Below are 23,952 nucleotides of genomic sequence, written 5' to 3'. Positions count from 1 at the left end.
CCCGCGCGCAGACCTCTCGCACCCGCGAGGGGTCTTTCGTTTTCCTGGCCCACCCACAGCCGGGACCGCTGCGCGAGGGACTATTGGGGGGACGGTGGAGCCGGTCATTGACGGCAAGACCGAGATTGCAAACAGGAGCCTTGAGACCATGACCGCATCCAGCCAGCTCGACGATTCGTTCCACGTCTTCGACACCACCCTGCGCGACGGCGCCCAGCGTGAGGGGATCAACCTCACGGTCGCCGACAAGCTGGCCATCGCTCGGCACCTGGACGACTTCGGCGTGGGCTTCATCGAGGGTGGCTGGCCCGGCGCGAACCCGCGGGACACCGAGTTCTTCGCCCGCGCCAAGCAGGAGATCGACTTCCGGCACGCCAAGCTCGTCGCCTTCGGGGCGACCCGCCGGGCCGGCGCCAAGGCGGCGGACGACCCCCAGGTCAGGGCGCTGCTGGAGTCCGGCGCCGAGGTGATCACCCTGGTCGCCAAGTCGCACGACCGGCATGTGGAGCTGGCGTTGCGCACCACCTTGGAGGAGAACCTGGAGATGGTCCGCGACACCGTCTCCCACCTGCGCGCCGAGGGCCGCCGGGTCTTCGTCGACTGCGAGCACTTCTTCGACGGCTACCGCGCCAACCCCCAGTACGCCAAGGCCGTCGTCCGCACCGCCGCGGAGGCCGGCGCGGACGTGGTGATCCTCTGCGACACCAACGGCGGCATGCTGCCCGCCCAGGTCCAGGCGGTCGTCTCCACCGTCCTCGCGGACACCGGCGCCCGCCTCGGCATCCACGCCCAGGACGACACCGGCTGCGCGGTCGCCAACACCCTCGCGGCCGTCGACGCCGGCGCCACCCACGTGCAGTGCACGGCCAACGGCTACGGCGAGCGGGTCGGCAACGCCAACCTCTTCCCGGTGGTCGCGGCCCTGGAGCTGAAGTACGGCAAGCGGGTGCTGCCCGAGGGGCGGCTGCGCGAGATGACCCGCATCTCGCACGCCATCGCCGAGGTCGTCAACCTCACGCCCTCCACTCACCAGCCCTATGTGGGTGTCTCCGCCTTCGCCCACAAGGCCGGCCTGCACGCCTCCGCCATCAAGGTCGACCCGGACCTGTACCAGCACATCGACCCCGAGCAGGTCGGCAACACCATGCGCATGCTGGTCTCCGACATGGCCGGCCGCGCCTCCATCGAGCTCAAGGGCAAGGAACTCGGCATCGACCTCGGCGACGACCGCGAACTGGTCGGCCGCGTGGTCGAGCGCGTCAAGGAGCGCGAGCTCAAGGGCTACACCTACGAGGCGGCCGACGCGAGCTTCGAACTGCTGCTGCGCGCCGAGGCCGAGGGCAGGCCGCTGAGGTACTTCGACGTCGAGTCCTGGCGGGCCATCGTCGAGGACCGCCCCGACGGCACCCACGCCAACGAGGCCACGGTGAAGCTGTGGGCCAAGAGCGAGCGCATCGTCGCCACCGCCGAGGGCAACGGCCCGGTCAACGCCCTCGACCGCGCCCTGCGCGTGGCCCTGGAGAAGATCTACCCCGAGCTCGCCTCCCTCGGCCTGGTCGACTACAAGGTCCGTATCCTGGAGGGCAAGCACGGCACCTCCTCCACCACCCGCGTGCTGATCTCCACCTCGGACGGCCAGGGCGAGTGGTCCACGGTGGGCGTGGCGGACAACGTGATCGCGGCCTCCTGGCAGGCCCTGGAGGACGCGTACACCTACGGCCTGCTGCGCGCGGGCGTGGAACCGGCGAAGTAGCCGAACGGACGCCCGAGCCCGCCTCCGCCGCAGGCCACGGCACAGAGGAGACAGGGACGCGGACGACAACGGTTCCGCGGACGGCGGCTCTTCGGCGGGGGGACGCACGACGACCCGGCTGCCGGCCCGGGACCCGGACCGGGCCCGGCGCTCCCGCGCCGACAAGCCGGGGCCGCGGCCCGTCGGCGCGGCGTCGGCAGGAGGTCGACGCACCCGGGTTCGCACCCGGTGTCAGGGAGCGCGCCAGATGTTGTCGAAGGCCGCGTTCTCGATGCGCCGCCGCTGCCGTACGGCCTCCAGCTCCGTCACCGCGTCGTTGACGGTGGCCAGCACGGTGACCAGGGCGTCGTCGTCCGGGGCGGTGAGCGGGGCGCCCGGCTCGGCCTCGATGCCGACGGCGGCCGCGAGCCCGGCGATGACGGGGTCGTGGGAGGACCAGCGCTCGGCGGCCCGGCGCCGCGCCGGTGTGTCGGCGGGCGCCTTCCGGCCGCCGCGCGCGGGCATCCAGCGGTGCCGCCGCCCGGTGAGCTGCCCCTCCGCGTCCAGGGCGTCGATGTAGGTCACGGCCAGGCCCTCGCCGCGGCGCCACAGCCAGTCCTCGACGGACTCGTACGGCGGCCGCCCGTCGAGCGACGCCGCCGCCTGGTCCAGGAGGCGGTCCCCGGTGTCCCGCCGGGGGAGCGGCACGATGCGGTCGCCGTCCAGGCCGGCGGCCCCGCCGGTGAGGAGGTCGGCCAGTTCGGCGCCCGCCAGCGCGAGAGACAGATCGCCCTGTTCGACGGGGCGCTCGGACGGGACGTCCATGCTGACGATCAACAGGTCCCGAGGTGTGGTCATGCCGGCGCTCCTGGTCGGGGTGGTCAGGTCGGGGACACCCCCGACGATACGTCCGCGGGGAGCCGCGGGCCCGGTGCCGCGACCGGTGTCCGGCCGGCCGGGCGGTCCTACTGCAACCGCCACTTCTGGTTGGCCGCGCCGGTGCACGACCAGATCTGCGCCCGAGCCCCGTTGGCCGAGGAGTTGTCGGTCACGTCCAGACACTTGTCGGCGGCGAGGTTCACCACGTCACCGGTCGAGGCGTTGTACGACCACTGCTGGGCCCCGGTGCCGTTGCAGTCGTACAGCTGCACCTTCGCCCCGTTGGCGGTCGACGCCGACGTCACGTCCAGGCACTTGCCCAGCGCCCGCACCGACCCGTCCGGCTGGACCGTCCACTGCTGGGCCGTGCTGGAGTTGCAGTCGTAGAGCTGCACTGCCGTGCCGTTCGCCGACGAACCGCCCGCCACGTCCAGGCACTTGCCCGCCAGCCCGACGAACGCGCCCGACTTGCTGCCGCCGCCCGACTGCGTCCCGGACCAGGTGAAGGTCGCCGACGTCCGGCCCGGCAGCGAGTAGGTGGCGTGCTGCGAACCCCAGTTGATCGTGACGGTCTTCGCGGTGGTGGCGTCGTTGTAGGCGATCAGGGCCTTGCCGCCGTCCGGGTTGCGCCAGGCCACGTTGGGCACCGCCGAGGAGGCGGTGGAGGCGATCCGCTGCGCGCCCGGCCGTACGAACTTCGTCAGGTGGCCCATGTCGTAGTACTCGACCGTGTAGTCGACCTGCCCCGAACGGCCGTCGCCGTTGTGCACCGTGATCAGCCCGGTGCAGGTGCCGCAACCGCCGTTGTGCGGCCCCATGTTCTGGTCCACCGCCAGCGACCACTTGGTCACCGACTTCGCCCAGTTCCGGGTGTAGTCGACGATGTTGAGCATGTCCTCGCGCTGCTGGTGGCCGATCCAGGTGCCGCCCGAGTGCTCGGTGCCGAAGGCGTCCAGCTGCGGATACCGGTTGTGCACGGTGGTCTGCTGGGCGACGTTGCCGCCGTAGCCGTGCCAGGCGATGCCGCCGAAGTTCGGGTGCGCGCGGACGGCCGCGTCGTCCACCGTCTGGGCGGCGTAGGAGTCGTAGGTGTCCCAGTTCCAGTCGTGCGCCAGCACCTTGGTGGACAGGCCCGCGGCCTGGAGCTTGGGCAGCAGCTCGCTCTTGGTGAAGTAGGCCAGGCCGCCGGCGTTCCAGCTCATCGAGGGGTAGCCGGAACAGCAGGTGGGCTCGTTCTGCGCGGTCACGTAGGCGACCGGGACGCCCTGGTCCCGGTAGGCCTGGAGGTACTTCACGAAGTACGTGGCGTACGCCCCGTAGTCCTCCGCCTTCAACCAGCCGCCGTTGAGCTGCCCGCTGTCCTTCATCCAGGCGGGCGCGGTCCAGGGCGAGGCCATCACCGTGAGCGCCGGGTTGAGCTGGAGCGCCTGCCGGGTCAGCGGCACCACGTCGGCCAGATCGTGGGCGATGGAGAACTTCGAGAGCGACGGGTCGCTCTGCCCGGCCGGCACGTCGTCGTAGGTGTAGCCGCCCCGCGCCAGGTCGGAGGCGCCCATCGGGTTGCGCAGGAAGGAGAGCCCGATCCCGTCCGTGGGCGAGAACAGCTTCCGCATGGTCGCGTCCCGGGTCGCCTGCGACAGCGCGCCGCTGCTCTTCATCAGCCAGGCCGCGGTGTCGGTGAAGGAGGCGCCGCCGCCGGTGAAGGTCTGGTAGCGGGTGTTCTCGTCGACGGTGATGTTCTCGCCGCCGCCTCCGGTGCCGGACTGGAAGGCGAACGGCGTCTGCTGTTCGAGCCCGCGCACCACGTGGCGCCCGCCGGAGTCGTCGGTCGTGGTCAGCCAGGCGGTGACGGGCTCGCCCGCCGCCTGCGCGGCCGGGGCGCCCAGGGCCGTCAGGCCCGCCGTGGACAGCAGTCCGGCGAGCAGCAGCCGCAGCGCGCGACCGCGTCTGCCGGGAAGACCGCGTCCGTCGGGAAAGGAGTGCATCGGGTGCCGCCCTTCGTGAGGTGGGGGACAGGGGCGTGCGAGCGGTGAGTAAATGACGGCTTCGGGGCCGAGTCAAGAGGGTGCGCGTTCAGGTGCCGAACGGGTAACTGCCCGTATTCGGCCAGGAGTTGGGCCCCTCCCCAGTCCAGTGTGAAGTCTTGACGGCGGCGGGCTGACGCTAGTTCACTCAAGGCGTGATCTAAGTCGTGAGTGAATCATGAGCCCAGGGAAGTCCCAGAGCCGAGGGAAGGTCCGTCCATGCGAAGAACCGCCCTGCTCGTCTCCGCCGGTCTGCTCGCCGCCCTGCTCCCGTTCGCGTCGGCGCGGGCGGCCGACTACGCCGACGACCCGGCCCCCGCCCCCGTGTCCATCGACCGCTTCGAGGGCGAGGTGCCCTTCGCCGGCCAGCCCGCCGAGGGCATCTTCACCTGGGGTGGCGACAGCGACGATCCGCCCACCCTGCGGCTCGCCGACCGTTCCGACGCGCCCGAGGGCGCCAAGGTCCTCTCCGGTACCTACGACATCAGCGGCTACGGCGGCTTCACGCACGACTTCGCGGCCGACCTGCCCGCCCACGACTGGTCCGCCCACCAGGGCATCCGGTTCTGGTGGGAGGGCCAGGACAACGGCAGGAAGATCGCCTTCGAGATCAAGGACGGCGGTGCGCACGGCGAGGCGTCCGAGCTGTGGACGACCTCCTTCACCGACGACTTCACGGGCTGGAAACAGATCGAGCTGCCCTTCGCCGACTTCACCTACCGCACGGACTACCAGCCGGTCGGCGGCATCGACCACGTCCTCGGTCTCACCGGGATGTGGGGCTACGCCGTCACCCTGCCGACCGGCGTCAAGGGCAGGTTCGCCATGGACGACGTGCAGTTGTACGGCCGGGCCGACCAGTCGCTGCGCGCCTCCGTCACCACCGACGCGGCGGTCTACCCGGTCGGCGGGGGCGGCACGGCGGCGGTGAAGGTCACCGTCGCCACCACCGGCTCCGCCCCGCTCGACGAGCCGGTGACGGTCGCCTACCGCACCGGCGGCGGCACCGCCGAGCCCGGCAAGGACTACACCCCGGTCTCCGGCACCCTCACCTTCCCCGCGGGCACCGCCTCCGGCACCTCCCGCACCCTCAAGGTCACCACCCTCAAGCCCAAGGCGGCGCGGCCCGCCGGGACGATCCCGCTCCAGCTCACCGTCACCGGCGCCAAGCCCCCCGCCGAGACACCGCAGATCGTCGTCGACGCGTACGGGCTGCCGTACCTCGACAGCAGGCTGCCGGTGAAGAAGCGGGTCGCGGACCTGCTCTCCCGGATGTCCCTCGAGGAGAAGGCCGGGCAGATGACGCAGGCCGAACGCGGGGCGATGACCGCGCCGGGCGACATCGCCGCCCACGCCCTCGGCTCCCTGCTGTCCGGCGGCGGTTCGACCCCCACGCCCAACACCCCCCAGGCCTGGGCGAAGATGATCGACGACTTCCAGCTGCGCACCCGGGCCACCCGGTTCCAGATCCCGCTGATCTACGGGGTCGACGCGGTGCACGGGCACAACAACCTGGCCGGCGCCACGATCATGCCGCACAACATCGGCATCGGCGCCAGCCGCGACCCCCGGCTGGCCGAGAAGACCGGCGCGGTGACGGCGAGCGAGGTCCGCGCCACCGGGATCCACTGGGACTTCGCGCCCTGCTTGTGCGTCAGCCGCGACGAACGCTGGGGCCGCTCCTACGAGTCCTTCGGCGAGGACCCGGCCCTCGTCGAATCCATGGAGACCGTCATCCAGGGCCTCCAGGGGCGCGCGGACGGGCGCGACCTGAGCCGCGGCGACAAGGTGCTGGCCACCGCCAAGCACTTCGTCGGCGACGGCGGCACTCTGTACGGCTCCTCCACCACCGGCACCTACACCACCGACCAGGGCGTCACCAGGGTCACCCGGCAGCAGCTGGAGGACATCCACCTGGCGCCGTACGGGCCGGCCGTGGACCGCGGCATCGGCTCGGTCATGCCCTCGTACTCCTCGCTGGACGTCGTCGGCGACGGGCAGGGCCCGGTGAAGATGCACGCCCGCGGCGACATGATCAACGGTGTACTCAAGGGCCGCATGGGCTTCGACGGCTTCGTCATCAGCGACTGGGCCGCCATCGACCAGCTCCCGGGCGACGCCGCCGCTCAGGTCCGAGCGTCGGTCAACGCCGGGGTGGACATGATCATGGTGCCGTACGCGTACCAGGACTTCCGGGCGACCCTGATCGCCGAGGTGAAGGCGGGTCGGATCAGCCCCCGGCGGATCGACGACGCGGTCTCCCGGATCCTCACCAAGAAGTTCGAACTGGGCCTCTTCGAGCACCCCTACGCCGATACCGCCGGCGCCTCCCGGATCGGCTCCGCCGAGCACCGCACCGTCGCCAGGCAGGCCGCCGCCGAGTCCCAGGTGCTGCTGAAGAACAAGGGCGGCCTGCTGCCGCTGAAGAAGAAGGCGAAGGTCTACGTGGCCGGGTCCAACGCCGACGACCTCGGCAACCAGACCGGCGGCTGGACCATCACCTGGCAGGGCGCCTCCGGCACCCACACCCAGGGCACCACGATCCTTCAGGCCATGCGCAAGGCGGGCGGGAACGTCACCTGGTCCAAGGACGCCTCGGCCTCAACGGCCGGTCACGACGTGGGCGTGGTCGTCGTCGGCGAGACCCCGTACGCCGAGGGCGTCGGCGACGTCGGCAACGGGCACGACCTCCAGCTGTCGGCCGCCGACCGGGCCGCCGTGGACAAGGTGTGCGGGGCCATGAAGTGCGTGGTGCTGGTCGTCTCCGGGCGCCCGCAGCTCATCGGCGACCGGCTCGGGAAGATCGATGCCCTCGTCGCCTCCTGGCTGCCGGGAACCGAGGGCGACGGCGTGGCCGACGTGCTCTACGGCACCCGGCCCTTCACCGGGCAGCTCCCGGTGACCTGGCCGAAGTCGCAGGAGCAGCTCCCGATCAACGTGGGCGACACGGCGTACGACCCGCAGTTCCCCTACGGCTGGGGCCTGACCACGCTCACCGGCGTCCCGGCCGGCGGCACGGCGACGCTCAAGGCGCTGGGCCTCGCGGCGCGGGCGGCCGAGCGGGTGGGCGCCGACGCCGTGGGCCGCGAGCTGGTCACCAAGGCCCGGCTGATCGTCCAGCAGAAGGCGGACGGGCGGATGAGCGCGGCGGTGGCGAAACCCTTCGCCGACGCGGATCACCTGCTGCTGACCGGACGGTACGGGGCGGCGGTGGAACAGCTCACGAAGGCCTACTCGGCCGCGTGACCGGCTGGTGGGGGCGTCCCGCGCGGGTGCGCGGGACGTCCCCACCGTGTGCGCAGCCACGATCCGGAGAGCCGGTTTTGTCCGGCTTCGGGTAGCTTCGAAGCATGAAGGTCGTCGCCCCGGCCCGAGTTCTTCTCCGCACGCTGCTCACACTCGCGGCCGCCGTGGTGGCCGTGGCGGTGCCGGCCTCCGTCGCGGCGGTGGGACCGGCGGGCGCCGGGACGGAGGCGGCCGGCATCACCCGGACCGTGACCGCCCCGGTCGTGAACGTCCCGCCCAACGCACCGGTCGTGAACGTCCTGCCGGACGGCGTGCCCCGGGTGCCGGCGCCGGGCGGCGTGCCGCGGGTCGCGGCGGCCACCAGCGTCTCCGCGATCGCCGAGGCGCTCCGCAAGGGTCCGGTCTACGTCGACCCGGCCGCGTCCGCCCAGCTGCCGCCCGCCGACGCCGCCGCGCTCGCCCGGCGGATCAAGGACGCCGGAAAACCCCTGTTCATCGCCGTCCTGCCCGCGAACTACCCGACGCGGAACCTGTTCACCGAGCTGCGCACGGCCACCGGCATCACCGGCGCCTACGCCGTCCGCCTCGGCGACCGGTTCGACGCCCGCGCCGACTCCTCGGTGCTGCCGCGCACCGCCGTGAGCAATCTCGTCACCAGCGTCCAGGGCGAGAGCGCCCGGACCCAGCTCACCGACTTCACCAACCGGGCCCTGGCCAACATGGGCGGCTCGGCGCCCTCCACCTGGGGCGGCCCCGGGCACGGGGGCACGGTCTCGAACACGGCACTGATCACCGCCGGTGCGGTCCTGGTGGCGGGCGGTGTGGGCGCCTACGCCCTGGTCCGGCGCGGCAGGAGCCGCCGGGAGGCGGAGCAGCGGGCCGCGCTGGAGAAGCTGCGGGTCGTCGTCGACGAGGACATCACCGCCTTCGGGGAGGAGCTGGACCGCCTCGACTTCCATCCGGCGGAGGCCGGCGCGGACGACGCCATGCGCGCGGACTACGAGCGCGCGCTGGACGCCTACGAGCAGGCCAAGCAGTACATGGCCGACGCCCGCAGGCCGGAGGACGTGCGGGCGGTGACGCAGGCACTGGAGGACGGGCGGTTCTCGCTCGCCCAGCTCGCCGCGCGGCGCGAGGGCCGTCCGCTGCCCGAGCGCCGGCCGCCCTGCTTCTTCGACCCGCGCCACGGTCCCTCGGTGACCGACGCCACCTGGACGCCCCCGGGAGGGGCGTCCCGTCAGGTCCCGGTGTGCGCCGCCGACCAGGCCCGCCTGGCCGACGGCCGCGACCCGCACGTCCGCGAGGTCGACACCGACTGGGGCCGCCGCCCCTACTGGGACGCCGGCCCCGCGTACGGTCCCTGGGCGGGCGGCTACTTCGGCGGCGGCCTCCTGCCCGGCCTCCTGGTCGGCACGCTGCTCGGCAGCATGATGGCCACACCGTCGTACGCGGCCGACTACGGCACCGGCTACGGCGACTTCGGCGCATACGACGGCTACCAGGGCGGCGACCTGTCGGGCGCGGACTTCGACCCGGGTGACTTCAGCGGCGGCTTCGGTGACGGCGGGGGAGGCGACTTCGGCGGGGGAGGCGGCGACTTCGGGGGCGGCTTCTGAGCCCGGCTCAGACGTTCTTGACGGCCGAGATGTCGAAGTTCAGCTTGATCTTGTCGGAGACCAGGACGCCACCGGTCTCCAGGGCCGCGTTCCAGGTCAGGCCCCACTCCGAGCGCAGGATCTCGGCCTTGCCCTCGAAGCCGACGCGCTCGTTGCCGAACGGGTCCTTGGCGGAGCCGTTGAACTCCAGCTCGATGGTGAGCTGCTTGGTCACGCCGAGGATGGTCAGGTCGCCGGTGATGCGGTAGTCGTCGCCGCCCACGGCCTCCGCCTTGGTGGAGCGGAAGGTCATCTGCGGGAACTCCTCGGTCTTGAAGAAGTCCGCGCTCTTCAGGTGGCCGTCGCGGTCCGCGGAGCCCGTGTCGATGCTGTCCATCTTGACGTCGATGGACGCGGTGGACGCGGCGGGGTCGGTGCCGTCCAGGTGCAGGCTGCCGGTGAAGTCGTTGAACTTGCCCTTGACGTTCGTGACCATGGCGTGCCGCGCGACGAAGCCGAGCGTGGAGTGGGCCGGGTCGATCGTGTAGTCGCCGGTGAGCGCGGCCAGGTCGGGGTTCACGGCGGCCGGGGCGGCGGTGGTGCCGGCGGTGTCGTTCTTGCGGCCGAAGATGCCCATGAGGTGCTCCTTGAGGATGGCGGGTCGCTCGGTACGGAGACGGAGCGCCGAGTAAGTTGAAGATTCAACGAAGTGACGACTACGACAGTAGACCTATTCCGTTCGACTTTCAACATCATCCGGGGCGTGTTTGCCGGATCGCGCACGGTAATCGCCGACGCCCTCTGGCGGACGCGCGTAGACCTCGGGCACTATCTCCCTGCACCACCTGCACAGCCGCCCCACAGGACGCACGGCCGACAGCAGGAAGGTTCCCCCAATGAAGACCACGAAGGTCAGCAAGCTCACCAAGGCCCGCGCGGCAGTCACCGCCCTCGCCCTGATCGTCGCCCCCGGCGTCGCGGTCATCGGCACGGCCACCGAGGCCTCCGCCGCCACCAAGATCAGCCACGCCACCGCCACCCAGATGTTCCGTGACGTGGGCATCACCTGGTCCTCGTCCGGCAACTGCTCCGACCGCAACGTCTCGACCTGCACGTCCTTCGATCAGCTCAACCTCGCCACCGCGCAAGGGGCCCAGACCCTCAAGCGGGCCAGCGGCTGCGCCCTCAACGTCACCGGCGGCACCGAGACCGGTCACGCCTCCGGCACCTACTCCCACTGGAACGGCTACAAGCTCGACTACGGCAAGAACACCTGCGTGACCAACTACATCAAGAACTACTTCGCCTACATCGGCCTGCGCGGCGACGGCGCCCCCCAGTACCAGTCGGGCTCCGGCAACATCTACGCCGACGAGGGCAACCACTGGGACGTCCTGTACTACAACTGCGGCGGCTGCTGACCCGCCGCCGTCGCGCCCCTGGACGGCGGCTACGCTCTGTGCGAGCCCACCGCCGTCCGGGTCTGCGCGTCACTCCAGCGATGGCATGTGCCTGATCCGAATGTGAGCAGGCTCCCATGCCGTGACTTTGTGGCATCCCCACAACGATGAAGCCCTCTGAACAGTTGGAAGGGCTGCAAGCTGTCATGGTTCTGTTCAGTGGCACCAGGAAAACGGGTCGGAGACTGTACGGAGTCGACGGCCCGCTTTCCCAGGTGTCCTTCGTAAGGTCGCTGCATGACCGTTTTGGAAGAGACGACGGGTGAGCCGGCGGACGCGCGCGGGCGGGTCGCCGAGCTGCACGGGATCCGTGCGCAGGCGGTGGCGGGCCCCAGCGAGAAGGCGACCGCGGCACAGCACGCCAAGGGCAAGCTGACCGCGCGGGAGCGGATCGAACTGCTCCTGGACCCGGGCTCCTTCCAGGAGGTCGAGCAGCTGCGCCGGCACCGGGCGAGCGGCTTCGGACTCGAGTCCAAGAAGCCGTACACCGACGGTGTGATCACCGGCTGGGGCACGGTGGAGGGCCGGACGGTCTTCGTCTACGCCCACGACTTCCGTATCTTCGGCGGCGCGCTGGGCGAGGCCCACGCCACGAAGATCCACAAGATCATGGACATGGCCATCGCGGCCGGTGCCCCGCTGGTCTCCCTCAACGACGGCGCCGGCGCCCGGATCCAGGAGGGCGTCTCCGCCCTGGCCGGATACGGCGGCATCTTCCAGCGCAACACCAAGGCCTCCGGGGTCATCCCGCAGATCAGCGTGATGCTCGGCCCGTGCGCCGGCGGCGCCGCCTACAGCCCCGCGCTGACGGACTTCGTGTTCATGGTCCGCGAGACCTCGCAGATGTTCATCACCGGCCCGGACGTGGTCAAGGCGGTCACCGGCGAGGAGATCACCCAGAACGGCCTGGGTGGCGCGGACGTGCACGCCGAGACCTCCGGTGTGTGCCACTTCGCCTACGACGACGAGGAGACGTGCATCGCCGAGGTGCGCTACCTCCTGTCCCTGCTCCCGCAGAACAACCGGGAGAACCCGCCGCGGGTGGAGTCGGCCGACCCGGTCGACCGCCGCTCCGAGGTCCTGCTCGACCTGGTCCCGGCCGACGGCAACCGGCCCTACGACATGGTCAAGGTCATCGAGGAGATCGTCGACGACGGCGAGTACCTGGAGGTCCACGAGCGCTGGGCGCGGAACATCATCTGCGCTCTGGCCCGTCTGGACGGTCAGGTCGTCGGCATCATCGCCAACCAGCCCCAGGTCCTGGCGGGTGTCCTGGACATCGAGGCCAGCGAGAAGGCCGCCCGCTTCGTACAGATGTGCGACGCCTTCAACATCCCCATCGTCACTCTTCTGGACGTACCCGGCTTCCTGCCCGGCGTCGACCAGGAGCACGGTGGAATCATCCGGCACGGCGCCAAGCTGCTCTACGCCTACTGCAACGCCACCGTGCCGAGGATCTCGCTGATCCTGCGCAAGGCGTACGGAGGTGCCTACATCGTCATGGACAGCCAGTCGATCGGGGCCGACATCACCTACGCCTGGCCGACGAATGAGATCGCCGTGATGGGCGCCGAGGGCGCGGCCAACGTCATCTTCCGCCGTCAGATCGCCGGGGCCGAAGACCCCGAGGCCATGCGGCAGAAGATGGTCAAGGAGTACAAGGCCGAGCTGATGCACCCCTACTACGCGGCCGAGCGCGGCCTGGTGGACGACGTCATCGACCCGGCGGACACCCGCGAGGTCCTGGTCAAGTCCCTGGCGATGCTGCACGCGAAGCACGCCGACCTGCCCTCCCGCAAGCACGGCAACCCCCCGCAGTAACCCAGCGGACGTGCCGCGGCCATCCCGCGGACCCCTCAGCCACGGAGACTGACACCCATGGACAACGTAGAGATCCGCGTCGAGAAGGGCCACGCCGAGCCCGAGGAGGTCGCCGCCATCACGGCCATCCTCCTGGCCCGCGCCGCGGCCCGCCCCGCCGACACGACCCCGGCCCACCGCGGCCGCGCCAAGGCCGCCTGGCGCCGGCTGGAGCGCGAGAACGGCTTCCGCGCCCCGCACAGCTGGCACGGCTAGGCCGGCCGCCGGTAGAGCCGGCCGCCCACGACGGAAGAGGGCCCCTCCGCTTGGAGGGGCCCTCTTCCGTCGTACCCGTGCTGTGGCCGGGCCCATGCGCCGGCAGAGAACAGGCGGCCCTCCCCATGGGGGAGGGCCGCCTGCCCGTTCGTCCCGAGTGCTAGCGGAGCCGGGCCATGAGGGCGTGTTCCACCAGGGTGATGAGGGCGGATTTGGCGTCGGCGCGGTGGCGGGCGTCGGTGGTGATGATGGGGGCGTCGGGGCCGATCTGGAGTGCTTCGCGGACCTCGTCGGGGTTGTAGGGCTGCTGGCCGTCGAAGCCGTTGAGGGCGATGACGAAGGGCAGTCCGCTGTTCTCGAAGTAGTCGACGGCGGGGAAGCAGTCGGCGAGCCTGCGGGTGTCGACGAGCACGATGGCGCCGATGGCGCCGCGGACGAGGTCGTCCCACATGAACCAGAAGCGGTCCTGGCCGGGGGTGCCGAACAGGTAGAGGATCAGGTCCTGGTCGAGTGTGATGCGGCCGAAGTCCATGGCCACCGTGGTGGTGGTCTTGTCCCCGGTGTGGGTGAGGTCGTCGATGCCCGCCGAAGCGGACGTCATCACGGCCTCCGTGCGCAGCGGGTTGATCTCCGAGACGGCGCCGACGAACGTGGTCTTGCCCACGCCGAAGCCGCCCGCCACCACGATCTTCGCGGAGGTGGTGGAGCGGGAAGGACCGCCGCTAGAGCTTGCGAAGTCCACTGAGCACCCTTTCGAGCAGTGTCACGTCTGGCTGGCCACCGGCGTTCTCGTCGCCGCCGGGCTGATGGATGGCGACCAGGCCCGCCTCCGCCAAGTCGGCGACGAGGATCCTGGCCACGCCGAGAGGGATCGAAAGCAGGGCCGAGATCTCGGCCACCGATTTGATCTCGCGGCACAAATGGCAGATCCGCTGATGTTCGGGCAGCTGGCCCTGCATCTGGTGCGGCTGCGCGGTGGTGTGCACCAGTGCCTCTATGGCGAGCTGGTACCGCGGCCTGGTGCGGCCGCCCGTCATGGCGTACGGGCGCACCAGGGGGTTGTTCGACGCCCCCGCGGGCGCCGGTTCAGGGGTGCGTCGCTGCGGCTGGACCGGCTGGATGCGCGGCGCGGGCGGCTGGTCGTACGGTGACGGACCGGGGCCCTGCGGCGCGTATGGCTGCCGGTGGTGGGGGGTGGAGGGGAAGCCGTACGGATTCGCCGAGCCGTCGTGCGGGCCCTGGGCAGGGCCGTACGACCAGTTGCCCGAAGACGAACCGCCTGGGGGTGTTGCCACGTTCTCTCCTCCTCCGACTGTGCCGGGCATCCAACGGGTGGAAGCCGCGTCCCGAAACCTTACGGCCCCGGGACGCCAAAACGCACCGGCTGTCTGTTAGTTGAGAAGGCTCCCCTGGAGTTCCGCACGGAGATCCGGCGTCAGGACCGTGCCCGCACGGTCCACCAGAAGGGCCATCTCGTACCCGATGAGGCCGATGTCCGCATCGGGGTGTGCGAGGACCGCGAGTGAGGAACCGTCGGAAATGGACATGATGAAGAGGAATCCCCGCTCCATCTCCACAACCGTCTGGTTCACGCTGCCGCCCTCGAAGATGCGCGAGGCACCGGCGGTCAGCGAGGTCAGACCGGAGGCGACGGCCGCGAGCTGGTCGGCGCGGTCGCGGGGGAAGCCTTCGGACATCGCCAGAAGGAGTCCGTCGGCGGAGACCACCACGGTGTGGGACACCCCGGGGGTGTTGTCCACGAAGTTGGTGATCAACCAGTTCAGGTTCTGCGCCGCCTGGCTCATCGGGCTCACACTAACGCTCCTGGTGGTAGGTGCTGTCAGGACCACTGTGTTCATTCCTTGTGGCCTGGCCGTTCTTGTCAATTCCTGCGCTGCGTCCCCGTTGGACGCCCCGGCGCAGGTTGCTCAGCCTGCCCCGGATGTCCTCGGGGGCGCGGGAGACCTGTGGGCCTCCCTGCGGGGTTGATTCCGCGGTGCCTTCGACCAGGTTGGCCTTGGGCACACGCCGCGGCAGCCCGGAGGAGGTCACTCCGCCTGCCTTGGGCTTGCGGAGCTGCGAGGCCTGCTGCCAGCGCTTGTCGTTCGCCGAACGCCAGGCGTCGCCGTCGCTCTCCGGAGTATGGGTCGGTGCTTCCTGGTCCAGGGGCTCCGCGCCGTTCGAACCGCTCGCGACCGATCCGCGGCGGGGCAGCCCGGCGTCGGTCAGCTCGTGGACGGCGGAAGGGGCCGGTCCCGGACGCTCGAAGCCTACGCGGTCCGCCTCGGTCACGTCAGCGGCCTGCGAGGATTCCGCTTCCGGAGCGTACTGGTCCGGGTAGCCGTTCCGGTACCCGTCCGGCTGCGGCCAGTCGTCCTGGTAGGACTGCTCCTGGAAGCCGGCGAACGCCTCCGGCGCCGCGGCGTGCGCCGACGCGGGCTCCTGCTGCCCGGGCTCCGCATAGCCGGGGTCGGGGTAGCCGCCGTTGGACGAGTAGGCATCGCCCTGCGGCGTACCGCCGTTCGGCGCGTAGTACCCCTCGTCGTACGCAGGCCGGCCCTGCTCGTCGTACGCCGTCTGCTGCTGGTCGTACGCAGAGTGCTGCGGTTCCTCGTACGCCGTCTGCGGGTCGTACCCGCCCTGCTCCGGGAAGGGCAACTGCCCGGTGTCGTACTGCGGTTGCTGCCCGGTGTGCTCGTCGGGGTACCCGGCCGGCTCGGCCGTCTCCGGGCCCGCCGACCGGTCGTGCGTCTGGGCCTCCAGGGCGGCGCGGCGCTCCTCGCGCTTGAGGGAGCGGCCGACGGGGTCCAACTCCCGGGACCCGTCCGGGGCGTCGGCGTACCGGCTGTCGTCGAAGCCGAGCTCCGCGGCAGTGAGCATCGGCTGGGGAGCACCGAAGTTCTCGCCCTGGAACTCCTGTTCCGGGATGATCTGCGACACGGTGAAGTCGTCGCGGTCCAGCGCCTGCTCGCCGCCACCGCCGTGGGTGATCGCGTCCGGCAGCATGACCAGCGAGGTGGTGCCGGCCTGCTCACCGGAGGGGCGCAGCTGGACGCGGACGCCGTGCCGGTCGGCGAGGCGGCCGACCACGAACAGACCCATGCGCTGGGAGATCGCGGCGTCCACCGTGGGCGGGTTGGCCAGCTTGTGGTTGATGTCCGCGAAGTCCTCGGCGGTCAGGCCGATGCCCTTGTCGTGGATCTCGATCATGATCCGGCCGTCGGGCAGCCGGGTCGCGGTGACCCGGACCTTGGTCTGCGGCGAGGAGAACGTGGTGGCGTTCTCCAGCAGCTCGGCCAGCAGGTGCACGAGGTCGGTCACGGCGCGGCCGTGGATCTCGGCCGTGGGCACGCCGGACAGCTCGATGCGCTCGTACTGCTCCACCTCGGAGGAGGCGGCGCGCAGCACGTCGACCAGCGGGACCGGCTGGTCCCAGCGGCGGCCGGGCTCCTCGCCGGCGAGGACGAGGAGGTTCTCGCCGTTGCGGCGCATACGGGTCGCCAGGTGGTCCAGGCGGAAGAGGTTCTCCAACTGGTCCGGGTCGGCCTCGTTGTTCTCCAGGTCGGTGATCAGGGTCAGCTGGCCCTCGATCAGCGACTGGTTGCGGCGCGAGAGGTTGGTGAAGATCGCGTTGATGTTGCCCCGCAGCAGGGCCTGTTCGGAGGCGAGCCGGACGGCCTCGCGGTGCACCTGGTCGAAGGCGCGGGCGACCTCGCCGATCTCGTCGGTCGAGGTGATCGGGATCGGAGTGACCCGGGTGTCGACGCGGCCGGGGTCGGTGCGCGAGAGCTGGTCGACCAGCATCGGCAGGCGCTGCTCGGCGATGCCGAAGGCGGCGTTGCGCAGCCGGCGCATCGAGCGGCTCATCTGGCGGGCCACCAGACCGGCCAGGATGAAGGCGGCGAGCAGGGCGACCAGGACGATCGCGCCGGTGATGAACGTCGACTGCTTGGCGTTGTCGGCGATCGAGGCCGCCTCGTTCACCGCCGTGTCGGCCATGTCCGACTCGATCTGGCGGTAGGCGTCGAACTTGAGGGTGTTGACCGCCCACCAGTTCTCGGGCGTGATGCCCTGCTGCGCCAGGGCCGCGCGCTCGGCCGGGTCCGTGCTGCCCAGCGTGGCCAGCGCCGTGACCATCTGGGTCGGGTCCTGCGGCGGAGCCACGTAGTTCGGGTCCTTGGCCTTTGCCTGCTGGGCCATGGTCGCCGCGTTGGCCTGGATCTCCTTCTTCAGCGCGTCCAGCTTGTCCGCGTCCTCCTGGGTGCCGCCGCCGATGTACTCCTCGACGGCGATGCCCTCGAGGTAGGCGTAGGAGGACAGGGCGACGCGCTGGCCGGCCAGGCCGGCGGCGTCGGGGCCGGGCTTGATCAGCAGGTGCATGCCGATCGAGCGCTCCAGCGACAGCGCGGCCTTGGTCAGCGAGATGGCGTAGACGGTACGGCCGTAGGAGGTGATGTTGCCGGTGCCCAGGCCGAGTTCGTTGGCGAACTCCATCAGCGGGTGGGCGACCTTGACGTAGCCCTCCTCGGTCTGCACGCCGGGCAGCTTGGAGGTGAACGCCGCGGCACGCAGCTTCTGCAACTCGGGCTCGGCGTCGCGGAACAGCTTGAGCCGGCGATCCAGACCGGCCTTGTGCGGCATGGACTGCGCGGCCTGGTCGAAGGCGTCGGCGGCCTTGTCGGTGACCCCGCGGGCCTCGGCGACGGTCGGGTCGTTCTGGCCCTTGCCCTGGAGCAGGGGGGCCGCGCTGACGTCGCGCTCGTGATAGAGGGCGTCGGCGTAGGCCAGCGAGGCCTGCACCAGGCGAGCGGTGTGCTCGGCGTCCTGCGCGTCCTGCCACGTGTTGATCGAGCTGTTGACCTGGAAACCGCCCATGACCAGGCCCACCAGCACGGGCAGGAGCAGGATGGCGTTCAGCCGGGTCGGCACCCGCCAGTTGCGCGGGGAGAATCGGCCACCGCTCGCGGTGGGCGCGGCCGTCGGCTCCGAACCGGGCACGTGCGCGGGCGCCGCACCGCGCGGCGGCGGGGTGAAATTGCCCCGGGCCGACGGCTCGGGGCCGTTCTTGCTTCGCCTCACTCGACCAACAACCTCTCGGCGGTCGGCACCTACGTTGTGCCGCAATGTCTCAGAACCCTGTCCGCCATAGGCGGCCCACTACCGGTGAGTACGTCTTTGACCATTGGGTAGTTCAGGCATTCCAGCACGTCGACATGCGCTCTTCCAAACAGTGGAAACGGGTGGTTCCACGTGACGCACGTCCCACATAAAACGGTCATAAACAACTAGCCCCGGCAAAAAACCGGGGGAATGTGCGCACAGCGGCACCGTATGTGCGCGACGCGTGGCCATACCACGCGATTCCTCTGCCGAAACGTTATGAACACCGGGGCCGACCGTGTCAAAAGGCACAGCCGGCTCCGGTGCATCTACGACAACCGCCGTATGGCGCTGCCGACTTGAGGGCTACTCATGGTGCCTCGGCTACCTCAGCCGGGCCATGAGGGCGTGTTCCACCAGGGTGATGAGGGCGGATTTGGCGTCGGCGCGGTGGCGGGCGTCGGTGGTGATGATGGGGGCGTCGGGGCCGATCTGGAGTGCTTCGCGGACCTCGTCGGGGTTGTAGGGCTGCTGGCCGTCGAAGCCGTTGAGGGCGATGACGAAGGGCAGTCCGCTGTTCTCGAAGTAGTCGACGGCGGGGAAGCAGTCGGCGAGCCTGCGGGTGTCGACGAGCACGATGGCGCCGATGGCGCCGCGGACGAGGTCGTCCCACATGAACCAGAAGCGGTCCTGGCCGGGGGTGCCGAACAGGTAGAGGATCAGGTCCTGGTCGAGTGTGATGCGGCCGAAGTCCATGGCCACCGTGGTGGTGGTCTTGTCCCCGGTGTGGGTGAGGTCGTCGATGCCCGCCGAAGCGGACGTCATCACGGCCTCCGTGCGCAGCGGGTTGATCTCCGAGACGGCACCCACGAACGTGGTCTTGCCCACGCCGAAGCCACCCGCCACCACGATCTTCGCGGAGGTGGTCGCCCGGCCCCCGTCAGAGCTTGCGAAGTCCACTGAGCACCCTTTCGAGCAGCGTCACATCCGGTGCGCCACCGTTGTTCTCGTCCCCGCCCGGCTGGTGGATGGCCACCAGGCCGGCCTCCGCGAGGTCCGCTACGAGGATCCTGGCCACGCCCAGCGGCATGGCGAGGAGAGCCGAGACCTCGGCCACGGATTTCACCTCGCGGCACAGGTGGCAGATCCGCTGGTGCTCCGGGAGCAGTCCCATCAGCGCTGCCGGATCGGCCGTCGTACTGATCAGTGCCTCGATGGCGAGCTGGTAGCGCGGCCGGGTCCGGCCGCCGGTCATCGCATAGGGACGTACCAGCGGCTGGTCGCCCTCATCCCCGTACGGCTCAGCGTACGGATCATGAGAGGCGGGGGGCGGGGTCATGAATCCTCCGGGCGGGACAGCAAGTCGGTCAGTCAAGCCGTCTGACGGGGCCGGTGGGGGGATTGTGGCGGCCGGACGGTGATTTGGTGAGGTGGATGGTGCCGGAGCCGGTCAGTGCAGCAGACTGCCCTGTAGTTCGGCGCGCAGGTCGGGTGTGAGGACCGCCCCCGCGCGGTCGACGAGCAGCGCCATTTCGTAGCCGACGAGGCCGATGTCGCACTCCGGGTGGGCCAGTACCGCCAGGGACGACCCGTCGGAGACGGACATCAGGAAGAGGAAGCCGCGCTCCATCTCGACGACCGTCTGCGAGACGCTGCCGCCCTCGAAGATCCGGGAGGCCCCCGCGGTCAGCGAGGTCAGACCGGATGCCACGGCCGCGAGCTGGTCGGCGCGGTCGCGGGGGAAGCCTTCGGACATCGCCAGTAGGAGTCCGTCGGCGGACACCACGACGGTGTGGGACACCCCGGGGGTGTTGTCCACGAAGTTGGTGATCAACCAGTTCAGGTTCTGTGCCGCCTGGCTCATCGGACTCAACTAACGCTCCTGCTGGTGAGTGGGGCTGGGGAAACTGCCCGTCTGACCTGTGCCGGCCTGACGGCCCTGTGCGATGCCCCGACGGAGATTGGTCAGCCGGCCGCGTACGTCGTCGGGCGAACGCGAGACCTGCGGACCGCTCTGGTGCTGTTGCTGCTGAGCCGTGCCCGGGACGAGGTTGGCCCGGGGCACCCGGCGCGGCAGGCCGGAGGTGGTGACACCGCCCGCAGCCGGTTGCCTGACACGCTCGGCCTGCCGTACGAGGTCGTCGTTCGGCGAGGTGCGCCAGGCGGAGGCGGCGGGACGCTGGGGGGCCGCAGGAGTCTGCGGCTGCGGCTGCTGCGGCTGCTGCGGCTGCTGCGGCGAGGCCGGAGCCGGTTCGCCGCCCTGCTGCTGCCCACCGCGGAACCAGTTGGTCTCCAGGGTGTCGTACAGCGGGGTACGGCCGTCGCCGGGGCTCGGGGCCGGCGGCAGGGCCCAGGCGTCGTCCGGCCGATGCTGCGGGGCACCCGCGTTGCCCGGTTCCGGGCGGCCGGGACGCTGCTGGGGCCGCTGGGCGGCCGGACCGCGCAGGCCGCCGAAGTCGGCGGCGCCGCCCGGGTGGGCGTTGCGGCCGGGCGCACCGTTGTCGTGTCCGGGCTGCGCGAACTGGCCGGTGGAGCCGTTGTCGTATCCCTGCTGGGCGGCGAACTGGCCGGTGGAGCCGTTGTCGTATCCCTGCTGGGCGGCGAACTGGCCGGTGGAGCCGTTGTCGTATCCTTGCTGGGCGGCGAACTGGCCGGTGGAGCCGTTGTCGTACCCCTGCTGGGCGGCGAACTGCCCCGTGGAGCCGTTGTCGTACCCCTGCTGGGCCGCGAACTGCCCCGTGTCGGCGGGGTTGTTCTGCCCGGCCGGACCGTAGACGTCCGAGCGGACGAACTCGCCCGTGTTCTGGGCGTCGTTGGCACCCGGGTGGGGGGCGTTGAAGTCGGGGCGGGGAAACGCCGAGGTATCCGCTGCGGAGCCGGGTCCCTGGTGGTCGTCGAAGCGAGGCATCTCGGCCGTCGAACCGGGTCCCTGCCGGTCGTCGATCCGCGGCATCCGGGAGGTCTGCGACGGGTCCTGCTCGTCGTGGCCGCGCGGCGCGTCCAGAGCGGCCCGGCTCTGAGCGTTCTCGTCGGCCCAACCCTGCGTACGGGACGGCCCGTTGCCGCCCGGCAGTTCGGCGCGCGGGCCACCGCGCGGCGGCAACTGCGGCTGCCGGCCCGTCTCCGCGCCGTTTCCGCGCTGCGGGGGAACGCCGCCGCGTGGGCCGCCGAAGGCGTCCTGGCGGCGTCCGTCGCCGAAGCCCTGCGAGGCGGCCGGGTGCCGGCCGTCGCCGAAGCCCTGCGGAGCGCCCGCACCGGGACCCTGCGGCCCGCCGGGTGCCTGGCCGCCGAAGCCGCCGGCCATGCCCGAAGCGGCCGGGCGGCCCTGCTGCGGCTGCCCCGGACCCTGCTGGCCACGCGGTCCGTTCGGACCGCCCTGGCGGCCGGCGCCGGGCAGCGCGGCCCGCGGACCCTGGCCGCCGCCGACCTGGCCGCGCGGAGCGGCTCCGGGACCGAGCCGGCCGGCCCCGCCCTGCTGACCGCCCGCGCCGAGGGCTCCGCCGCCCTGCTGACCGCCCTGCCGGCGAGCCGCTGCGGCGCCGGCGGCGGCAGCCGCGGCGGCCGGACCGCCCGCGGACGGGCCGCCGGGCTTGCCAGCGCCCGGCTTCTTGCCGCCCTGGGCGACGTCGACGGGCAGCATGACCAGAGCGGTCGTACCACCGGAGTCGGAGGGGCGCAGCTGGATGCGGATGCCGTGGCGCTGGGACAGACGACCGACCACGAAGAGGCCCATGCGGCGGGAGACCGACACGTCCACGGTGGGCGGCGAGGCGAGCCGCTCGTTGATCGCGGCGAGGTCCTCCGGGGACAGACCGATACCGGTGTCGTGGATCTCGATCAGCACCCGCCCGTCGGGCAGCGCGTGACCGGTGACCTTGACCTTGGTCTGCGGCGAGGAGAACGAGGTCGCGTTCTCCAACAGCTCGGCGAGCAGGTGCACGAGGTCGTTGACGACCCGGCCGGCGACCTCGGTGCCGGGCACCGAGGCCAGCTCGATGCGCTCGTACTGCTCCACCTCGGACGCGGCGGCGCGGAGCACGTCGACCAGCGGGACCGGACGGGTCCAGCGGCGGCCGGGCTCCTCACCAGCGAGGACGAGGAGGTTCTCACCGTTACGGCGCATGCGCGTGGCGAGGTGGTCGAGCTTGAACAGCGAGGACAGCTGGTCCGGGTCGGCCTCGCGGGACTCGAGTTCGGAGATCAGCGACAGCTGGCGCTGGATCAGACCCTGGGAGCGGCGCGAGAGGTTGGTGAACATCGCGTTGACGTTGCCCCGCAGCAGGGCCTGCTCGGCGGCGAGGCGGACCGCCTCGCGGTGCACGTCGTCGAAGGCCGCGGCCACCTGGCCGATCTCGTCCCGGGAGTGCACACCGACCGACTCCACGGACGTGTCCACGTCCTGCGGGTCGGACTCGGACAGCTGCCGGACCAGCTCGGGCAGACGGTCCTGGGCGACCTTGGTGGCGGTCTCCTGGAGCCGGTGCAGCGAGCGGATCATGGAGCGGGCCACGACGAAGGCGCCGACCAGCGACACGCCGAGCACGAGCAGGATCAGCGCACCGGAGACGATGGCGTCGTACTCGGTGGCGCTGCGCAGCTCGCGGGCCTTCTGCTCCATCTCCTCGAGCAGCGTGTGCTCGATGTTCTTCATCTGCTGGATCTTGGTGGAGCTGTCGTCGACCCAGTCGCGGTAGGAGCGCTTGTTCGCCTGCTTCAGGCCCTCGGGGTTGTCCAGGACGCGCTTGGCGTAGGTGTCCGCGGACAGGATCGTCGGGTTGCCCTCTTCGATGGGCTTGATGAGCTCCTCGGAGCCCTCCCCGTAGATGTTGCGGAAGCTGTTGAGGTCGGAGGTCTGGCTCTCCAGCGCCTGCTGGGCGTAGAGGCGGTCGTTCTCCGAGAGCTTGCCGGCGCTGGTGTTGTTGGCCGGCAGCGCGGCGGCGATGACGGCGCGCTGGACGGACGCGTACTCCTTGGCGGAGGAGAAGGCGGCCAGCGCACGCGTCCGCTGGATCATCTGCGGGTTGCTGGTCGCCTCGGCCATGTCCTGGGAGAGGGCGAGCAGCTCGGTGATGAGCCGGTGGTAGCTCTCGACCGTCCGGGCCGAGTTCTCCTCGGACTGGTACGCGTCCTTGCGGATCTTGGTGAGGCCGTTGAGGTCGCTCGCCAGGCCGACGAGGGTGTCGCGGACACCGAGGAGGTTGCCGTCCTTGCTGGCGGCGTCGATCTCCTCGGACGCGGAGACGAAGTTGTCCCGGGCCCGGTCGGTCCGGTCCCGGTAGCCCTTGATGGTGATGGCGGCCGCGCTGGAGCGCTGCGCCAGCGGGCCGGCGGACTGGTCGCGCTCCTCCTGGAGCGCGGCGGCCAGTTCGGTGGCCTGCTTGGTCATCTCCGTCAGCAGCTTCATGTTGTCGAGCTGCTGGATGTCGTCCATGCTCTGGCTGATACGCATCCCGCCGAGCGAGGTCGCGGCGACCACGGGCAGGGCGAGCAGCGACACCAGTCGCGTGGAGATGCGCCAGTTGCGCAGGGCCATGCGCGAGCCGGGGCCCGACGGCCCCTGGCTCCCGGTCTTCTTGGCCGCCGGAGCCTGGCTCGACGACGCCGACGCACCCGCCGGGCCGGTCGTGCCCGAGCGTCCGGGGCGCTCTGCGCCGTCGCCGGCCGGGGCCGGGTTCTGGGCGTGCTGGGGCGAGGAGCTGACGGCCATGGGGCCAGTCCCGCCGTGCGGCTCCGGCTCCGCCGAAGCGCTGCCATCCCTCTTGAAACGTCCCTGCACTAGCGTCGCAACCTCTGGACCAGGCGCCCCTCCGCGCGAGCGGAAGGACGGTGTCGGCGTTGTG

Annotated in this window: 17 protein-coding genes; 6 read left to right on the top strand and 11 right to left on the bottom strand. The window is 71.1% G+C overall.

Annotation, left to right across the window (positions count from 1 at the left end; translation table 11 throughout):
• Positions 1-148: 148 nt before the first annotated feature.
• Complete coding sequence (cimA, locus tag TNCT6_RS08130) at positions 149-1,753, top strand: citramalate synthase (protein WP_141358045.1); 1,605 nt, start codon at positions 149-151, stop codon at positions 1,751-1,753.
• Positions 1,754-1,984: 231 nt separating this feature from the next.
• On the opposite strand, the gene TNCT6_RS08125 is transcribed toward cimA, so the two are convergent.
• Together TNCT6_RS08125 and TNCT6_RS08120 are read right to left on the bottom strand one after the other, a co-directional pair.
• Positions 1,985-2,590 (bottom strand): GPP34 family phosphoprotein, encoded by a 606-nt coding sequence (locus TNCT6_RS08125; RefSeq protein WP_141358043.1) that lies wholly within the window; start codon positions 2,588-2,590, stop codon positions 1,985-1,987.
• A 107-nt stretch (positions 2,591-2,697) separates the two neighbouring features.
• Entirely contained in the window at positions 2,698-4,596 is a 1,899-nt protein-coding gene (locus TNCT6_RS08120; RefSeq protein WP_141358041.1) for a ricin-type beta-trefoil lectin domain protein, read from the bottom strand.
• A 258-nt stretch (positions 4,597-4,854) separates the two neighbouring features.
• Here TNCT6_RS08120 and TNCT6_RS08115 point away from each other — a divergent pair, with 258 nt between their 5' ends.
• Positions 4,855-7,881 carry a glycoside hydrolase family 3 N-terminal domain-containing protein gene (locus tag TNCT6_RS08115; RefSeq protein ID WP_141358040.1) on the top strand — a complete coding sequence of 1,009 codons (3,027 nt, stop codon included), beginning with the start codon at positions 4,855-4,857 and terminating at the stop codon, positions 7,879-7,881.
• A gap of 104 nt (positions 7,882-7,985) precedes the next feature.
• Positions 7,986-9,497 carry a hypothetical protein gene (locus TNCT6_RS08110; protein ID WP_253266053.1) on the top strand — a complete coding sequence of 504 codons (1,512 nt, stop codon included), beginning with the start codon at positions 7,986-7,988 and terminating at the stop codon, positions 9,495-9,497.
• 7 nt (positions 9,498-9,504) lie between these two features.
• On the opposite strand, the gene TNCT6_RS08105 is transcribed toward TNCT6_RS08110, so the two are convergent.
• Positions 9,505-10,113 (bottom strand): YceI family protein, encoded by a 609-nt coding sequence (locus tag TNCT6_RS08105; protein ID WP_141358038.1) that lies wholly within the window; start codon positions 10,111-10,113, stop codon positions 9,505-9,507.
• Between the two features lie 259 nt (positions 10,114-10,372).
• Here TNCT6_RS08105 and TNCT6_RS08100 point away from each other — a divergent pair, with 259 nt between their 5' ends.
• From TNCT6_RS08100 to TNCT6_RS08090, 3 genes are all read left to right on the top strand, one after another.
• Complete coding sequence (locus TNCT6_RS08100; protein WP_141358036.1) at positions 10,373-10,897, top strand: hypothetical protein; 525 nt, start codon at positions 10,373-10,375, stop codon at positions 10,895-10,897.
• A 276-nt stretch (positions 10,898-11,173) separates the two neighbouring features.
• Positions 11,174-12,757: an acyl-CoA carboxylase subunit beta gene (locus tag TNCT6_RS08095; protein ID WP_141358034.1), complete on the top strand. Its 1,584-nt coding sequence runs from the start codon at positions 11,174-11,176 to the stop codon at positions 12,755-12,757.
• 57 nt (positions 12,758-12,814) lie between these two features.
• Positions 12,815-13,012: an acyl-CoA carboxylase subunit epsilon gene (locus TNCT6_RS08090; RefSeq protein WP_141358031.1), complete on the top strand. Its 198-nt coding sequence runs from the start codon at positions 12,815-12,817 to the stop codon at positions 13,010-13,012.
• Between the two features lie 160 nt (positions 13,013-13,172).
• Here the strand turns inward: TNCT6_RS08090 and TNCT6_RS08085 are convergent, their stop codons facing one another.
• The 8 genes from TNCT6_RS08085 to TNCT6_RS08050 all read right to left on the bottom strand — a co-directional run bounded on the left by TNCT6_RS08085 (position 13,173) and on the right by TNCT6_RS08050 (position 23,888).
• A complete protein-coding gene (locus TNCT6_RS08085) occupies positions 13,173-13,754 on the bottom strand; it encodes an ATP/GTP-binding protein (protein ID WP_100572095.1) in 582 nt (193 codons plus the stop codon).
• Positions 13,735-14,307 carry a DUF742 domain-containing protein gene (locus TNCT6_RS08080; RefSeq protein ID WP_141358029.1) on the bottom strand — a complete coding sequence of 191 codons (573 nt, stop codon included), beginning with the start codon at positions 14,305-14,307 and terminating at the stop codon, positions 13,735-13,737. The genes TNCT6_RS08085 and TNCT6_RS08080 overlap by 20 nt, the downstream gene beginning before the upstream one ends.
• A 96-nt stretch (positions 14,308-14,403) precedes the next feature.
• Complete coding sequence (locus TNCT6_RS08075) at positions 14,404-14,817, bottom strand: roadblock/LC7 domain-containing protein (RefSeq protein WP_055493648.1); 414 nt, start codon at positions 14,815-14,817, stop codon at positions 14,404-14,406.
• 10 nt (positions 14,818-14,827) lie between these two features.
• Positions 14,828-18,091: a nitrate- and nitrite sensing domain-containing protein gene (locus tag TNCT6_RS08070; protein ID WP_172632829.1), complete on the bottom strand. Its 3,264-nt coding sequence runs from the start codon at positions 18,089-18,091 to the stop codon at positions 14,828-14,830.
• 405 nt (positions 18,092-18,496) lie between these two features.
• Positions 18,497-19,072, bottom strand: coding sequence for an ATP/GTP-binding protein (locus tag TNCT6_RS08065; RefSeq protein WP_100572092.1), 576 nt, complete (start codon positions 19,070-19,072; stop codon positions 18,497-18,499).
• Positions 19,053-19,451 (bottom strand): DUF742 domain-containing protein, encoded by a 399-nt coding sequence (locus TNCT6_RS08060; RefSeq protein ID WP_141358025.1) that lies wholly within the window; start codon positions 19,449-19,451, stop codon positions 19,053-19,055. Before TNCT6_RS08060 ends, TNCT6_RS08065 begins: the two co-directional genes overlap by 20 nt.
• 111 nt (positions 19,452-19,562) lie before the next feature.
• Positions 19,563-19,976, bottom strand: coding sequence for a roadblock/LC7 domain-containing protein (locus tag TNCT6_RS08055; RefSeq protein WP_018544706.1), 414 nt, complete (start codon positions 19,974-19,976; stop codon positions 19,563-19,565).
• Positions 19,977-19,985: 9 nt separating this feature from the next.
• On the bottom strand, positions 19,986-23,888 hold the full coding sequence (locus tag TNCT6_RS08050) for a nitrate- and nitrite sensing domain-containing protein (protein WP_141358023.1): 3,903 nt from the start codon (positions 23,886-23,888) through the stop codon (positions 19,986-19,988).
• Positions 23,889-23,952 lie beyond the last annotated feature (64 nt).

The organism is Streptomyces sp. 6-11-2 (assembly GCF_006540305.1).
Taxonomy (GTDB): domain Bacteria; phylum Actinomycetota; class Actinomycetes; order Streptomycetales; family Streptomycetaceae; genus Streptomyces.
Note: the sequence above shows the minus strand (reverse complement) of the source record. Positions and strands in the feature narration are given on the sequence as shown.

What these genes read in the sequence shown, in the direction of transcription:
- TNCT6_RS08100 (WP_141358036.1), top strand. Translation starts at nt 10,373, where the DNA reads ATGAAGACCACGAAGGTCAGCAAGCTCACCAAGGCCCGCGCGGCAGTC.
- cimA (WP_141358045.1), top strand. Translation starts at nt 149, where the DNA reads ATGACCGCATCCAGCCAGCTCGACGATTCGTTCCACGTCTTCGACACC.
- TNCT6_RS08055 (WP_018544706.1), bottom strand. Translation starts at nt 19,976, where the DNA reads ATGAGCCAGGCGGCACAGAACCTGAACTGGTTGATCACCAACTTCGTG.
- TNCT6_RS08120 (WP_141358041.1), bottom strand. Translation starts at nt 4,596, where the DNA reads ATGCACTCCTTTCCCGACGGACGCGGTCTTCCCGGCAGACGCGGTCGC.
- TNCT6_RS08095 (WP_141358034.1), top strand. Translation starts at nt 11,174, where the DNA reads ATGACCGTTTTGGAAGAGACGACGGGTGAGCCGGCGGACGCGCGCGGG.
- TNCT6_RS08110 (WP_253266053.1), top strand. Translation starts at nt 7,986, where the DNA reads ATGAAGGTCGTCGCCCCGGCCCGAGTTCTTCTCCGCACGCTGCTCACA.
- TNCT6_RS08090 (WP_141358031.1), top strand. Translation starts at nt 12,815, where the DNA reads ATGGACAACGTAGAGATCCGCGTCGAGAAGGGCCACGCCGAGCCCGAG.
- TNCT6_RS08115 (WP_141358040.1), top strand. Translation starts at nt 4,855, where the DNA reads ATGCGAAGAACCGCCCTGCTCGTCTCCGCCGGTCTGCTCGCCGCCCTG.
- TNCT6_RS08105 (WP_141358038.1), bottom strand. Translation starts at nt 10,113, where the DNA reads ATGGGCATCTTCGGCCGCAAGAACGACACCGCCGGCACCACCGCCGCC.
- TNCT6_RS08060 (WP_141358025.1), bottom strand. Translation starts at nt 19,451, where the DNA reads ATGACCCCGCCCCCCGCCTCTCATGATCCGTACGCTGAGCCGTACGGG.
- TNCT6_RS08075 (WP_055493648.1), bottom strand. Translation starts at nt 14,817, where the DNA reads ATGAGCCAGGCGGCGCAGAACCTGAACTGGTTGATCACCAACTTCGTG.
- TNCT6_RS08125 (WP_141358043.1), bottom strand. Translation starts at nt 2,590, where the DNA reads ATGACCACACCTCGGGACCTGTTGATCGTCAGCATGGACGTCCCGTCC.